Genomic DNA, 13,918 nt, shown 5'->3' on the forward strand with positions numbered 1-13,918 from the left:
GATGTTGACGCTGGAAGAGATTCGTGCACATTTTCGACGGCATGACCCCGTGTCCTCCTCGTTGGGGATTGAGGTGCTGGACGTGGGAAGGGAGTACAGCCTCGTCGAGATGCCGCCGCATGGATGCCAGCTCAACGGCATGGGAGCGGTGCACGACGGAGCCGTTTTCGTTCTGGCGGATGTGGCGTTTGCGGCGCTTTCCAATGCGAACGGCCTGTACTGCACGAATGCCCAGACCTCCATTTCGTTTGTGCGTTCCGGCCGTGTGGGGCCCCTGCGTGGGGAAGCGCGTGTGCTCCGTTCGGGAAAGCTGCTTTCCACATATGAGGTCCGGGTAACCGATGCCGAAGGGAGTCTTGTGGCCGTGGCGACCATAACAGGCTATGGCGTCGGCGCGCGGCTTCCTCTGGGGGATGCATAGCGTTTGCGGGTTCCGCATCGGGTGTTCCGTTGCGGGGTGTACTCAAAGAAGGAGGAGGGCGCCGTGTCTGTCGCCGCCATGTGGTTTATTCTGGGCATAATCTTGCTGGCCGTGGAGCTGGTGTCTCCCGTGTTCGTGCTGTTCTTTTTCGGCCTTGGCGCGTGGGCGGCGGGGGTGACGGCGCTGTTCGTGGATGATCTGGCCATTGAAGTGGTCGTCTTCGGAGCCTCGTCCGTTGTGTTTCTCCTTTCGCTGCGTCGGTTGTTTGTCCGCAGCTTTCGCGGAAAGACGCAGATTTCATCGGATGCCGCGTCCGTGGGGCTGCCGAATCTGCACGCCGGGAAAATGGGGACGGTAACCCGGCCCATTCCGGTAAACGGGGTAGGGGAGATTTCGGTGGGCGGCAGTTTTTGGCGCGCGGTGTCCCCGGAAGCGCAGCCGGAGGGGGCGCAGGTGCGTGTCTTGGGGCATATCCCCGATGACGAACTGACGCTTGAAGTGGTTTCCGGTGGCGAAAACTCCCAGAAACCTGCGTAGCTATTCAAACATGGAGAGCATAATATGCTTGATTTGATCGGTTCTTCGTTGACGGTTTTCGTTTTCTTGGCGTTGCTGGTTATTTTCGTCCTGTTCAAGACGGCGCTTGTCGTGCCGAACCAGCAGGCGGTGGTGGTCGAGCGGCTCGGCAAGTTCCACGCCGTTCTGTTCGCGGGCTTTCACATCCTCATCCCCTTCATTGACGCCGTGGCCTACCGCCGCTCCCTGAAAGAAGACGTCCTGGACGTGCCCAAACAGACCTGCATCACGAAAGACAACGTGAGCGTGGACATCGACGGCGTGCTTTACCTTCAGGTGGTGAACCCCGAGAAATCCGCCTACGGCATCAGCGATTACATGTTCGGTTCCGTGCAGCTTGCCCAGACGGCTTTGCGTTCCGCCATCGGCAAGCTGGAATTGGACAGGACTTTTGAGGAGCGCAGCACCATCAATCAGGAAGTCATCTCCGCGCTGGACGCAGCCACCGCGCCGTGGGGCATTAAGGTGCTGCGGTACGAGATCCGTGACATCACGCCGCCTTCAGGGGTCATGCAGGCGATGGAAAAGCAGATGCGCGCCGAACGTGAAAAGCGCGCGCTCATCGCACAGTCCGAGGGCGAGATGCAGGCCCGGATCAATATGGCGGAAGGCGCTAAGGCCGCCGCCATAGCCGAATCCGAAGGCAAGTTGCAGGCGATGAAAAATCAGGCCGAAGGCGACGCCGTACTGATCCGGGCGGTTGCGCAGGCCACCGCCGACGGCCTTGCCACCGTCGCCGACCAGATGGAAAAGCCGGGCGGTACGCAGGCGGCGAACCTGCGCGTTGCGGAAAACTATCTGGAACAGTTCGGCAAGCTCGCCAAGGAGGGCAACACCATGATCCTGCCCACGGATCTGGCGAACATTTCCGGCCTCGTCAGCAGCCTCACTTCGGTGATCAAGCAAGCCAAGGCGTAAGAAAGAAATCACGAACAGGGCGGCTTCGGCCGCTCTTTTCGTGCTGGCTCCGGGGGAGCGGCGGATCGTAGGTGCGGGCGAGGCTTCGCGGGGCTCACCGGGCCTGCATGATGGAGCCGTGAGCCCGGAACGGCGGTATTGTTTTGATTATAGCTCCTTATACTAAAAGGTTTTTCCCGTGCCTCATGCTACGGTTCTCCCATACCAAAGCATTGGAGGCTTATTATGCAGAATAAATGGCATGAACACTCCGTTGGCAACATCGTGGTGAATTTCCCTCTGTCTTCCGCCATATTCCGTGCTGCGGGCATCGACTACTGTTGCGGCGGTGGGCGTCTGCTCGGCGAAGTCATCAAGGAACAGCGCCTTGTCGACAGCAACATTTATAAAGCGCTGGATGAGCTTGCCGCCCGCACGGAAAAGCCCGCTGAGCCTTTTTCCGAAATGAGCGCCGAACGGCTCGTGGAGTTTATCCTGACGAAGCACCACAGCTATCTGTGGGGAGCGCTTCCGGAAGCGCATGAACTGATTGTGAACGTGCTCAAGGCTCACGGAAGGCGCCATCCCGAGCTGTACGACGTGTATAAACTGTTTGGACAGTTGTCGCATGAGATGGAACCGCACCTGATCCGTGAAGAAACGGAACTCTTCCCGGCCATCGCCAACAGTGAGGCGAAGGAACATTGCCAAGCGCTGGTGTATATCCTGGAAGAGGAGCACGAAGCCGCGGGGACTCTGCTCAAAAAGCTCCGCCATGCCACAAACGACTACAGCGTCCCCTGCGACGGATGCGATACCTTCCGTGAACTGTACAAGAAACTTACTGAAATCGAAGAAGATACCTTGCAGCACTACCATCTTGAAAACAACATCCTCTTCAAGAAAATTCTTGCGTAGTCCGTTGGAATCGTAAGAGGTTTACTCCTGTGGCGGACAGCCCGCCCGTCCTGTGTCTTCGCCGTGGCTCAGAGGATGGCGTCTCCGGTTACGGGGTGGCGCTGAACCGAAGTCGGGCGGGAAAACGGAAGGAAGAGTGGTTTTCGCTGAAATTTCTTCCGAAAGGGCGTTTTTTTGCTTGCCAGCTCTGAATGTTTTGGGTATACCTCCCTTCCATGCCGAAGTGGTGGAATTGGTAGACACGCTAGGTTCAGGGTCTAGTGGGGGTTTCCCCGTGGGAGTTCAACTCTCCCCTTCGGCACCATAAGAAAATCAACGGGTTAGAAGGAATATTCTTTCTTCTTGCCCGTTTTTTGTTTTCCTCGGCGGCCATTCTCCCCCACTATGCCCCCACCTTTGGGAAATTACCCAAAAAATTTTGCCTTTCCGCGTGGCAGTCTTCCCGCTTGCTGCGGGGTAAGTCCTCCACGCATATCGCATTTCTTATTGGAAAGCTCCTCATGGGCGTTCTCACCGAACGTCTGCGGGGAGCTTTTCTCTTTTCTCAGCATCCTCCCTCCTCATTTTTCGTTTCCTCCAAAAAAATCCGCCCCCCTCCCGTGTTGCTGCACGGAAGAAGGGCGGGATGCCGGATGCCCGGCGTCGTGGGTGGTTCCCACGATATTCTTCAAAAGACCGAGCCAGCCGCTCGATCAAAAAACCTCAAACAAAGGAAACGTCTTGAGGAAATAAAGGCCCCAAAAAGGCGAAAAGCCAATACGTTGGCGCGTATCGGCTTATCAGCAGAGTGGAATCTCTCAAAAAGATAGTGGGATTACGCTAATCCGAAAGGATTCTCCTTGTCAAGCACATAGAGTCTGTTTGCTTCGTCTTTTCTCCGGCCTGCATAGGGAGTTCACACCATGCAGACATTCACACCACGAGGCAAGATTCACGGCCCCATTTTACCGCAATTTGTACTGGAAACTTCACTCAGCTTTGGAGCCAAGATTATGTACGCCCTATTGTGCAACTACGCCTCGGAAAAAGACCATTGCTGGCCATCTCAGACCACGCTGGCCGCAAGGCTTTCGTGCAGTGTGAGCAGCGTTAAAAAATATCTGGCCGAATTGGTGGGGAGTAATCTCGTCCATGTGCGGCGGGAGCAGTACCGTTCCTCTGTATATTATATGTTGGAACCGGCCCATCTGAAGGGGAACAGTTCAGAGGATGCGATGCCTGACGTTCGGGCGGCAAAATGTGGCTGTCACCAGTCAAACTCTGCCTGCTCACAGCCAAAGTCTGGCTACATAAATACTCTTAACAAACAAAGAGAAATACAAAATCCCCCCTTACCCCCCGTGCATCCTGCCGCATCGGACGCTGCGGCCCCGCCTCGGTCTTTTGTGTCGGGGGTGAAAAATTTGCCTGACTTTGAAAAGGCATGGGAACTTTATCCCAAAAAAGAGGCGAAGGGGCTTGCCCGTACTGCATGGCTGCGTCTTCAACGGGAAGGTCTGTTGCCACCTGTAGCGCAGATAGAAAGTGCCATCCGACATTTCATGGGCACGGAAAGCTGGCAACGAGAGCAAGGCCGCTTTGTGCCGCAGATGAGCAACTGGCTCAAGGGGCAACGCTGGCAGGATGATGCCGTGACGGCGGCCATTCAAGAGACAGAACACAGAAAATCCGCAGTCAATGCTGTTCAGGTCACGATGCGAAAGGAAGATGCCGCCAATGCCGCACGAGCCAGAGAGCGCGAAGCTCTCAGGCCACGCTTTGAAGCCTTTGCGGAAAAATTCCAACTTTCTGCTGATCATAGACTGAGGCCAATGGCCTTTGGGCTGTGGATGCACCTGCACACAACGCATCGTGCTCCCACACCTGCGGACGTACCCGCCGACAATCAGCTTGGTATTGCTGAATTTCTCCAGGAGTTCAAACGGCGTGGCGAAGAAACAAGGTGGCGTATGTCGGCTGTGTTGAAGCAGACTGCCTTGCTCACTTCGGGGGCTTTCAGTCCGTCACGCATACGTGCGCCACGCCGCTGTGATGATCTGGGGCAGCTTTCCGCACCTTCACGACAACCAGCCTTGCTGGCTTTTAACAAAGCCATTTGACGTTCAACACGAGGAATTTCCAGTGAAACACCTGTACTTACTTTGTCTGTTTTCAGCGCTGCTCGCACTGCTGTGCGGAAGTGTGGCAACGGCTACCGAGCAACCACCAACACCGGTGAAGCCTTCAGGGACAGGACAGCAGGGCATTGTGCTGGGACAGCCTGCTACCCAGCAAGCATCATCTTCGCCCGCTTCTCCTGAAGCGGCAAGAACAGCCGCGCCCCAGACTACATCGGCCTCCCAAAAGCAGCCAGATGCGCAGGCGTTGTTTCAGGAAAGTCTGCGGCAGATGATGCCGCTGGACGACAGCCAGATTCAACAATACCGCGAATGGTCGGATCAGCGTGAGCGGGCTTTGCTGCCGGTGTCTCCTTCGCTCAATTCGCGTACCGTGCGCGTATCTTTAGAGCCGGGTAAAACCCCGATCAAGGTATTCACCACGGCCAATATTGCCACTTCGCTGCTTATTCATGATTCCACAGGGCAGCCCTGGCCCATTACCTCCGTCACCAACGGCGGCCCCGCGTTCTTTCAGGTTTTACGGCCAGAACTGCCGGACGGCAATTTGCTGAACATCATGCCCACGCAGGGCTATGGCACAACAACTCTCGTTGTCACACTGGAAAAGCAGGATATTCCTCTGGTTATTCGGCTGGAATCGGATTCCGTGCGCGGGCCGGAACGTAAGGCAGACGCATTGGTGCTTTTTCAGATTGCCCAGCACGGGCCGCGCGCAAAGATTCCCCTTGTTCAGGATACCAAAGAAACAGTGAGCAGCTCCATGCTGGCCTTTCTGGATCATGTGCCGCCTGCCGGGGCCACGCGCGTGAAGGTGGAACCCAAAACTGACAAAGTACACGTCTGGAAATTGGGAGATCTGCACTATATCCGCACCAATCACACACTGATATGGCCTGCATGGACGGCAGCGGTCAATGGCGCGGGCGGCATGAAGTGCTACGAAGTGCCAGTCACCTCCCGAATCATGATTTCTCAGGCAGGCTCCATGCAAACTCTTGTGCTGTCAGATGTGATCAAAACGGGCAGCGCAGGAATGCGTGGTGAGGTGAAGCCATGAGCATCACCAGCACTGAAAAAAAGCGCCGTTTCATTATGTTTGCCCTTCTGGGGGTAGCGGTACTTGCGGTGCTTGTGGTCGGCTCCATGATGTTGTTTGCCCCGAAAAAGCCCCCTGTGACCACCAATATCGCGTCCACCCGTTCTGATGCCATCAAGGGACAGGCTGGCGGCGAAGGCTCAGACGAATACAACAAAAAACTGGAAGCACACGACCAGCAAAAGGCCAATGCGGCGCTTGCCGTGGGGGAAAGCTTCATCCCCACGCCTGTAGGCGGCAAAAGCCCCGTGGTCACACGCAAGCAAGACACACCCCCGCCCCCGCCTACGGTTGCGCCTCCCCGTGTCGCGCCTGTGCAGACGCCGCGCACAGACAACACCTTGCTCAAGCGCATGATGGAAGACCTTGCGACCTTGGACGCCAGACTTGCCAGTGTGTCTGTGGGAGAAGGCAAGATTGTGTTCGTCAGTGATTTTTCCAAGGACGAACCTCCGGCAACTCCGGCAGCGGTAACGACCAGCGCGAATGTGCCTTCAACGCCTGCGGTGGCCTTAAAACCCGGCGATTTGCTCTACGCCGTCATCGACACCGGCGTGAATTCGGATGTGCCGTCTGCTGTCATGGGGACAGTGGCGTCTGGTGCGTTCAAAAATGGCCGTCTGCTGGGGAAATTTCAGCGTTTTGAAGAGCGGCTGGTGTTGTCCTTTTCCAGAATCATTCTGCCTGATGGCTCAAATGTGCAGATTGAAGGTTATGCGGTTGATCCCGCCACCTCCGAAGCTTCGGTGGCTTCGTCAGTCAATACGCATTTCTTCAGCCGATGGGGCGGCCTGATTGCCACCGCATTTCTGGAGGGACTTTCCAGCGCCAAAAAATACAGTGGCTCACAAAGCACGATTTATGGCGGCTACAACGGCCAGAGCACAGATCAAATGGTGTGGAATACCTACAGCCCAGAGGATCAGGCTTGGATTGCTGCTGGGAAGGTCGGGGAAAAATTGGGGGGCATTTTTGAAAAAAACTTTGATCGCCCTCCCACCGTATACCTTGAAAGCGGAACAGCCATTGGCGTTCTCATTTTGAATATCAAAGACAGGTAATCAGCATGGAAAACTATGTCGCAAACGTCATTCCGCATTTGCAGCAATGGTGGCCTGTGGTCATGGTGCTGGCCTATGTCATCGGCATAGGGCTGGCGATGGTGTCACTCGCGCAAAGCATCAGCCACAAGCACCGCTTTTCCCGCTCCACCGCAGTGTGGACGTTATGGGCCGCCGTGCTTCTGCTGAATCTGCCTGCGCTCATGGATTCTTTATCCATGACTGTTTTCAGCCAGACCTCAGAACAGACTTTGAGTTATTCACCGCCGTCTTCACCTGGCGCTGTCTACATCCAGTTAGCGGTGTACGCCATTGCCACCGTGGGCATTATCGGCATCATCAGAGGGCTGTGTCTGCTTCGGGATACACCGCAGCAGGCCATGAATTTCAGCCGCAGCATTGTGCATCTTTTTGGGGGAATCATTGCCGTCAATCTTGTCACCTTCCTGCGCGGCATTGGAGCCACACTAGGAGGTGACGTGCAGACGACCATAGCCAAGATACTTGGTTAAATTTGCTCATCTTTTAGGGGCTGCCGCTGTCGAAGATTGCGGACAAGACAAACCGTATGGAGGTTTTTATGAATAGCCAAATTTCTTTGAATGATATTTCCCCTGCGCGCATCACGGTGGCTGGTCTGGCTGCCGCCGCGGTATGGCTTCTTGCGCCGGAACTGGCCCAAGCGGCTATCACCTTTGGCGACATAGGACAAAATGTGGCCGACAGCGCCAAGGGCGTGGCCAAGGGCATCACCGTGGGCGGTTTTGCCGCTGGATCTGGCATGGGCGTGTGGGGCTGCATTGACATGTACAAAGCCAGTAAAAGCCAAACCGGCCAGTCGGGGAACTATGCACCCGGCATCGCTAAAGTCGTCATTGGGGCGTTGGCTCTGGGCATCGGGGAATTCCTCGGCTCCGGCTCGGCCACGCTGTTCGGTTCTGATCAGACCACTGGTCTTGATGAGCTTGGGCTGCGCTAAGGAACTGTCATGAATTTTTTCAAAAGGAAAAAGCCGTTGCCGGATGTGGCGGAGATGCCCTTGAACGCGGAAGAAAGACCAGCAGCCGAAGTCACGGAAAGCTCGGCATCTACTCCAGAGCCAATCCCAGCTCTTGCGTATAGCGCCGAGAATGTGCTTGGCGGGCTTGGCTGGTATCGTTCGCAGTACCAAAGAGCCATGAAGCTGGCTCTGGTGCTGGTGCTGGCGTTGTGCGTGAGCGCGGCGGTCAATGTGCTGCTCATCGTGAAGCAGCCCACACCGCGCTACTTTGCAGCCACGCCAGATCTGCGACTCGCGCCGCTTGTTCCCTTGGACAAGCCTCTGCTGACACAACAGGGCCTTTTGAACTGGGTGACGGAAACCATTTGCAATGCTGTATCTCTGGATTTTCTGGAATGGCGGGAAAAACTCTCCAATACCAGAGAGAATTTTGAGGACGCGGCCTTCAAATCCTTTCTGGCCTCACTGGAATCCTCCGGCATTCTGGACATGATTCAGGAAAAACGCCTGTCCGTGTCCGCCGTGGTCACACGCGCCCCTGTCATTAGCGCATCCGGCCTTGTGGGGGGAAAATCCACATGGAAAGTCGAATTTCCGCTCGTGGTTTCCTACGAATCCAGCCAAGGGGTGGAAAGCACACAGCGTCTCATGGCTACGGTGTTAGTTTGCCGTGCTTCCACAGCCATCACGCCGCGCGGCGTGGTCATCCAGCAAGTTGTGCTCAAGCGAGGTGAGTAATGTTAGACACCCTCGTACACGGCATTGATCGCGGAATCCGCTCTCTGTCCGAAATTTTCTATGGGCCGGTGGGTTCCTATTGCAAATTGGAAACTGTGGACAGAGATGCACTGGTAGCGGATGACGGCAGCCTTATCACGGTCTTACGTCTTGAAGGGGCGCTCAAGCAGGTGGGCTTGGACGAACATCACGCCATTATGAAGGGGCTGACGGAAAAACTGCAAGCCACGCTTTCGCGCCCCGGCCACTGCATTCAGGTGGTGTTTGAATACGATCCCGAAGCCAGTGAAGGGCGTATTCGTGAAATATTGGAACCATCGCGCCGGACGGCTGCAAACCTTGGGCTGCACATCGGCCCTTTATTAGAAAATTGGGGACAGGCTTTGCAACGCTATTGCGCCATCGAAACCTGCTGGCTGGTGCTGTGGACGCGGCCCACTGTGCTGGCTGAAAGTCTGCGCAAAACAGCACTCAAAGAACGCATGGCTTCCATGAGCAAAGCCCCAGTGCAGCCGGGCTGCCAGCAAATTTCTGCTGCCGTGACGGCACTGCATGACGCGCATAGCGGTTTTTTGACCGGTGTCATGGATGCCTTCCGTCAGGTTGATCTGCTGGTCTATCCGCTGACGCCCCATGAAGCTCTGCGTGATATTCGCCTGTGCATTGACCCGGCGTTCACCAGTCGGGAGTGGCAAGCACGGATTCCTGGCGACCCGCTTCCCTTACGTTTCCCCGACCCTACCGCAGCGACTTCTGAACAGTTGCACAACGTCATTTACCCTGATTTCAAGTCTCAGCTGTGGCCGCGTGAAGGACATATGGTTTCTCGCAACGCCATTCAGGTGGGGGATAGGGTCTTCGGCCCGCTGATTATGACCATGATGCCCCAGACGCCCAAGCCCTTTCAGGAATTTTTTCGGGTGCTGTCACGGCGGCAGGAACGCATCCCATACAGGGTGTCCTTTTTGTTGGAGCCGGGCGGACTGCACATGGGCATCAAGCCATTATTGTCAGCCATTCTCGCGTTCTCCAATTCCGATAATAAACGCTTTAATAATGCGGTGGACGGCCTGCGGGCGCTGGACTTGGCAGGGGTATGCTGCATCCGCTTTCGTATTACCTTCTGCACATGGGCTTCTTGCCAAACCACACCGCTGCCACAAGCGCACGGTATTTTGCGGCAGCGCATGGCGGAACTCACCAAGGCCATTCAGGGCTGGGGAACCACGGACGTGACCGAAGCCGTGGGCGATCCCCTGCTGGGGCTTTCCTCCACTGTTCCGGCGCTCATGCCCGCCAGTCCAGCCCCCATGACGGCGGCTCCGCTGGATGATGCGCTGGGCATGTTGCCGCAGCGCTCGGCTTCCCCGTGGAAAGACGGCTCGCTTCTTTTGCGTACCCAAGATGGCAAGCTCATTCCCTTCGCACCCAATTCATCGGAACAGGCGGCTTGGATTGACCTTGGCGTTGCCCCAATGGGCGGCGGCAAGTCCGTGTTTCTCAATGCCTTAAATTTCGCCTTTGTAATGCAAGCCGGATTTTCCCGCCTGCCGTGGGTGTCCATCATTGACGTGGGGCCGTCCAGCTCCGGCCTGATCACCCTGCTCAAAGAGAATCTGCCGGACGACAAAAAGCATCTGGCCGCGTATCACCGACTTCGCATGACCAAGGAGCATTCCATCAATCCCTTCGATACGCCCTTGGGCTGCCGCTATCCGCTTCCAGCGCACAAGGATTTTTTGAAAAACCTACTGTCCTTGCTGGCGACACCAGTCAAGGAAAAAGCCCCGCCTGACAGTGTTCCCAACATTATGATGCGGGCCATTGACTGCGCCTATGAGGAGCTTGCCCCCGGCAACAAGGCCAAGCCCTACCGCCCCAATATTTTACCGGAACTCCATCAACTGCTGCTTCAAGAAAATGTGCCTTTAGACGACCTGACAACATGGTGGGAAGTGGTGGATGCGTTATTTGAGCGCGGCTACATTCATGAAGCCATTCAGGCACAACGCTATGCCGTACCTGTGCTGGCGGACATCGCGACACAAATCGCGCTGAATCAGGGCATCCTCTACGGGTATGACAAAGACATACGCGAAAAGGCCAGAACGGCCCTCGTGGATGCGTCTGAAGCCTATGTGGTGCTGAAAGAACCGACACGCTTTGACTTGGGGGATGCGCAAATCGTCAGCCTTGACCTTGATGAAGTGGCCACACGCGGCGGGGAAATTCAGGACAGGCAATCAGCCATCATGTACATGCTTGCCCGCCATGTGCTCGGCAGCCGTTTTTTCCTCATGCCCGCTGATGTGGAGCTGATGCCTCAAGCATATCAAGCATACCACGCTGAACGTATTGAAGCCATTCGGGAAGACCCCAAGCGGCTTTGCTACGAAGAGGACTATCGCAGAAAAATATCATCCGTTTTGATATAAAACATATTGATAATACAAGATAAATTTGAAAATTTGGATATACATGGATTTTCTTGGACGCATGGACATACCCCATTTTTGGGGGTAGCGTATGGGGTAAATCAATCTCAACACGGAGGATTACCCCAATGGCATTGACCGATACAGCCCTCAGAGCCGTAAAGCCCGGCGACAAGGCGCAAAAGTTGTTCGACGGCAAGGGACTTTTCATGCTCGTGTCCCCCAACGGCACAAAAGCATGGCGGTTCAAATACCAGTTTCACGGCAGGGAAAAACTCATTTCCCTTGGCCTGTACCCCACCGTCAGCCTGAAGGACGCCAGAGAACGCGCCGAACAGGCCCGCAAGACGCTTGAAAGCGGTATTGACCCGTCAGAACAGCGTAAACAGGAAAAAGTCGCCTACCAGAACACTTTTGAACTGGTTGCTATGGAATGGTATGAGCAACAGCGCGACAAATGGAGCGAAGCATACACCAAGACCAACCTTTGCCGCATGAAGCGCAATCTCTTCCCGGCCATAGGCTCAAAACCCGTCAACACAATTTCCGCGCCGGAAGTATTGGCGATACTCCGAAAAATCGAAGCGCGGGGAACGAGGGACATAGCGCATTGTGTGCGTACAATCTGTTCGTGCGTTTTCCGCTACGCCATTGCTACCGGCCGCGCCGAGCGCGACCCGGCGGCGGATCTGAAAGGCGCGCTTGCCCCGCGCATACGCCGAAACCTGCCTTCGCAGACCACGCCGGAAGCCGTGGGCAATTTGCTGATTGCCCTGGACAACTACCCCGGAACTCTTGTTGTGCGGAGCGCCTTGCAACTTATGGCGCTCACGTTTTGCCGCACCGGCGAACTGCGCAACGCCGAATGGCGGGAAATTGATTTTGATGACGCTTTGTGGCGCATTCCGGCGGAACGCATGAAAATGTCCCGCGACCACCTGATACCCCTGAGCCGCCAGTCCATAGCGATACTGCGGAGAATGCAAAACTACTCCGGCAATGACGTTTATGTATTCCCCAACTACAAAACAGAAAAGCGGAGCATGAGCAAATCAGCCCTGCTTGGGGCAATACGGCGCATCGGCTTTGACACTGATGAAATGTGCCCGCACGGCTTCAGGTCTATGGCCTCCACCATGCTTAACGAGCTTGGCTATAACGCTGACTGGATAGAACGCCAGCTTGCGCACGTTCCAAGAAACATCATTCGCGGCATATACAACCGCGCCGAATATCTGCCTGAACGGCGGAAGATGATGCAGGAATGGGCCGACTACCTTGATGAATTACGCGAAAAAACGCGCAACAGTCTTGGTGGTGTATGAAAACAATTTTTGAAACAACACCCACAACCAACGGAGGAAAGTATGTCACAAACCATAAACGAAGACGCGCTTTTGCGAATCTCGCAAGTGCTGGAGCTTATACCCATAAGCAGAAGCGCATGGTGGCAAGGTTGCAAAAGCGGCAAGTACCCAAAGCCGATAAAAATCGGCCCCAAAACAACGGTCTGGAAAGCCTCGGACATTGCCAAAACGCTCAGGGAACTGACGGGGGAACAACAAAAAGCGGAGGAGAAAAAGGACGAAAAGCAGAAATGAAAATTGCCCCTGTTTTCGCCCGTCACGCCCGCAACTGTGCCGGAAGCGGCGGCTCTGTCAAGGCAACCCGCTATGCGGGCGGGCTTTGCCCGGCCTTGACATTCGCCGCCGTGCTTCCGGCGTTTCCGCTTCGCGGGCGACGGGACGAAAAAACGCTCCGCAGGGGGCTTCCGAACAAAAAAACTCCACACAAGCAAAAGGCAGAAAGGCCGAAAGGCCGAAAGGCAAAATACGCTCACGCCTTTTCTGAAACCGCTTTTACCCTTCACAGTTAAAAATAACTGCACTTTTTCCCGCCGGGCAGGTCAGTAGTCACGGCAGTATCAGCCTGAGCCGTGACCATGCTTTCCGGTTCAGGCTTGCCCGGAATTTCCGGCATATCCCCGACCGTTTGCGCCGCTTCCACCCTCGCCTTGCCCAAGCAGAGCTTTCATGCGCGAGAGCGGAGCCGATATGCCCGCTTTGGCGAGAGTGTCCCTGATTTCATTCAGGCTGTAACCTTGCTCCACGGCCTTGCGAATATCCGCCGCCAGAAACTCCACCGTTTCCGCTCTGGTCTTTCCGGCGTTTTTCACCGCCAGCCCCCGCAATGATTTTTGCGCGGCCTGAATCTGTTCCATTGTGTAGCGTTGCGCTTTTCCCATTGCCTTATCTCCTGTTGCGAAACTGATTTTTGCGAACAGACATATCATAATTGCGACTTTATTTTCAAGTACCAAGGGCAAGACGGCATTGTACAGTAATGCACAGAAAAGACTGTAGCGCACAAATATGCACAGTAACTTTTTTATGAAGTGAAAAATCATGTTTCATCATACAGAAAATGGCTATTGTACTCAAAAGAATAATACCGTCCATTTGCCTTTTTTGCTTGCACATAAAGAAAAATCTCATATATGTTCCAAACAAAATTCAGCGGAAAGCGTCATGCGCTGATTACTGGATTGAATGGAGGTTGTTTTGCATAACGATTGCGGTTTTTCTTCACAAGTTGGTAGCTGTCTGACGACAGCCACACACCTTGCCAAAGGCTGCGCCTCTGGACTCCACAGCGC

The 13,918-nt window shown here is 55.2% G+C and carries 14 protein-coding genes and 1 tRNA gene; 14 read left to right on the forward strand and 1 reads right to left on the reverse strand.

The features are described 5' to 3' along the window. The first annotated feature begins 1 nt into the window (after position 1). The 14 genes from HMPREF0178_RS16265 to HMPREF0178_RS16330 all read left to right on the forward strand — a co-directional run bounded on the left by HMPREF0178_RS16265 (position 2) and on the right by HMPREF0178_RS16330 (position 12,863). Positions 2 to 421, forward strand: a complete 420-nt coding sequence (locus tag HMPREF0178_RS16265) for a PaaI family thioesterase (RefSeq protein WP_009368886.1) — start codon at positions 2 to 4, stop codon at positions 419 to 421. A gap of 63 nt (positions 422 to 484) precedes the next feature. Then, the gene (locus HMPREF0178_RS16270) at positions 485 to 958 is read left to right on the forward strand and encodes an NfeD family protein (protein WP_009368887.1); all 474 of its coding nucleotides are present in this window, start codon (positions 485 to 487) and stop codon (positions 956 to 958) included. Between the two features lie 24 nt (positions 959 to 982). Next, the gene (locus HMPREF0178_RS16275; RefSeq protein WP_005029508.1) at positions 983 to 1,915 is read left to right on the forward strand and encodes an SPFH domain-containing protein; all 933 of its coding nucleotides are present in this window, start codon (positions 983 to 985) and stop codon (positions 1,913 to 1,915) included. Between the two features lie 225 nt (positions 1,916 to 2,140). Then, positions 2,141 to 2,812 carry an iron-sulfur cluster repair di-iron protein gene (gene ric / locus HMPREF0178_RS16280; protein WP_009368888.1) on the forward strand — a complete coding sequence of 224 codons (672 nt, stop codon included), beginning with the start codon at positions 2,141 to 2,143 and terminating at the stop codon, positions 2,810 to 2,812. A 217-nt stretch (positions 2,813 to 3,029) separates the two neighbouring features. Continuing rightward, positions 3,030 to 3,116, forward strand: a tRNA-Leu gene (locus HMPREF0178_RS16285). A 598-nt stretch (positions 3,117 to 3,714) separates the two neighbouring features. Beyond that, the gene (locus HMPREF0178_RS16290) at positions 3,715 to 4,911 is read left to right on the forward strand and encodes a helix-turn-helix domain-containing protein (RefSeq protein ID WP_009368889.1); all 1,197 of its coding nucleotides are present in this window, start codon (positions 3,715 to 3,717) and stop codon (positions 4,909 to 4,911) included. 22 nt (positions 4,912 to 4,933) lie between these two features. Then, positions 4,934 to 5,989 carry a DotH/IcmK family type IV secretion protein gene (locus HMPREF0178_RS16295; RefSeq protein WP_009368890.1) on the forward strand — a complete coding sequence of 352 codons (1,056 nt, stop codon included), beginning with the start codon at positions 4,934 to 4,936 and terminating at the stop codon, positions 5,987 to 5,989. Then, the gene (locus HMPREF0178_RS16300; protein ID WP_009368891.1) at positions 5,986 to 7,089 is read left to right on the forward strand and encodes a DotG/IcmE/VirB10 family protein; all 1,104 of its coding nucleotides are present in this window, start codon (positions 5,986 to 5,988) and stop codon (positions 7,087 to 7,089) included. The genes HMPREF0178_RS16295 and HMPREF0178_RS16300 overlap by 4 nt, the downstream gene beginning before the upstream one ends. A gap of 5 nt (positions 7,090 to 7,094) precedes the next feature. Beyond that, the gene (locus HMPREF0178_RS16305) at positions 7,095 to 7,601 is read left to right on the forward strand and encodes a hypothetical protein (RefSeq protein ID WP_009368892.1); all 507 of its coding nucleotides are present in this window, start codon (positions 7,095 to 7,097) and stop codon (positions 7,599 to 7,601) included. A 68-nt stretch (positions 7,602 to 7,669) separates the two neighbouring features. After that, on the forward strand, positions 7,670 to 8,068 hold the full coding sequence (locus HMPREF0178_RS16310) for a hypothetical protein (RefSeq protein WP_009368893.1): 399 nt from the start codon (positions 7,670 to 7,672) through the stop codon (positions 8,066 to 8,068). A gap of 9 nt (positions 8,069 to 8,077) precedes the next feature. Further along, positions 8,078 to 8,827, forward strand: coding sequence for a DotI/IcmL/TraM family protein (locus tag HMPREF0178_RS16315; RefSeq protein WP_009368894.1), 750 nt, complete (start codon positions 8,078 to 8,080; stop codon positions 8,825 to 8,827). Next, entirely contained in the window at positions 8,827 to 11,262 is a 2,436-nt protein-coding gene (locus HMPREF0178_RS16320; RefSeq protein ID WP_009368895.1) for a hypothetical protein, read from the forward strand. Before HMPREF0178_RS16315 ends, HMPREF0178_RS16320 begins: the two co-directional genes overlap by 1 nt. A gap of 53 nt (positions 11,263 to 11,315) precedes the next feature. Next, the gene (locus HMPREF0178_RS16325; RefSeq protein WP_369737572.1) at positions 11,316 to 12,587 is read left to right on the forward strand and encodes a tyrosine-type recombinase/integrase; all 1,272 of its coding nucleotides are present in this window, start codon (positions 11,316 to 11,318) and stop codon (positions 12,585 to 12,587) included. 42 nt (positions 12,588 to 12,629) lie between these two features. Beyond that, on the forward strand, positions 12,630 to 12,863 hold the full coding sequence (locus HMPREF0178_RS16330) for an AlpA family transcriptional regulator (RefSeq protein WP_009368897.1): 234 nt from the start codon (positions 12,630 to 12,632) through the stop codon (positions 12,861 to 12,863). 353 nt (positions 12,864 to 13,216) lie between these two features. On the opposite strand, the gene HMPREF0178_RS16340 is transcribed toward HMPREF0178_RS16330, so the two are convergent. Then, positions 13,217 to 13,669 carry a hypothetical protein gene (locus HMPREF0178_RS16340; protein WP_029434644.1) on the reverse strand — a complete coding sequence of 151 codons (453 nt, stop codon included), beginning with the start codon at positions 13,667 to 13,669 and terminating at the stop codon, positions 13,217 to 13,219. Between the last annotated feature and the right edge of the window lie 249 nt (positions 13,670 to 13,918).

Source organism: Bilophila sp. 4_1_30, assembly GCF_000224655.1.
In the GTDB taxonomy this organism is placed as follows: domain Bacteria; phylum Desulfobacterota; class Desulfovibrionia; order Desulfovibrionales; family Desulfovibrionaceae; genus Bilophila; species Bilophila wadsworthia.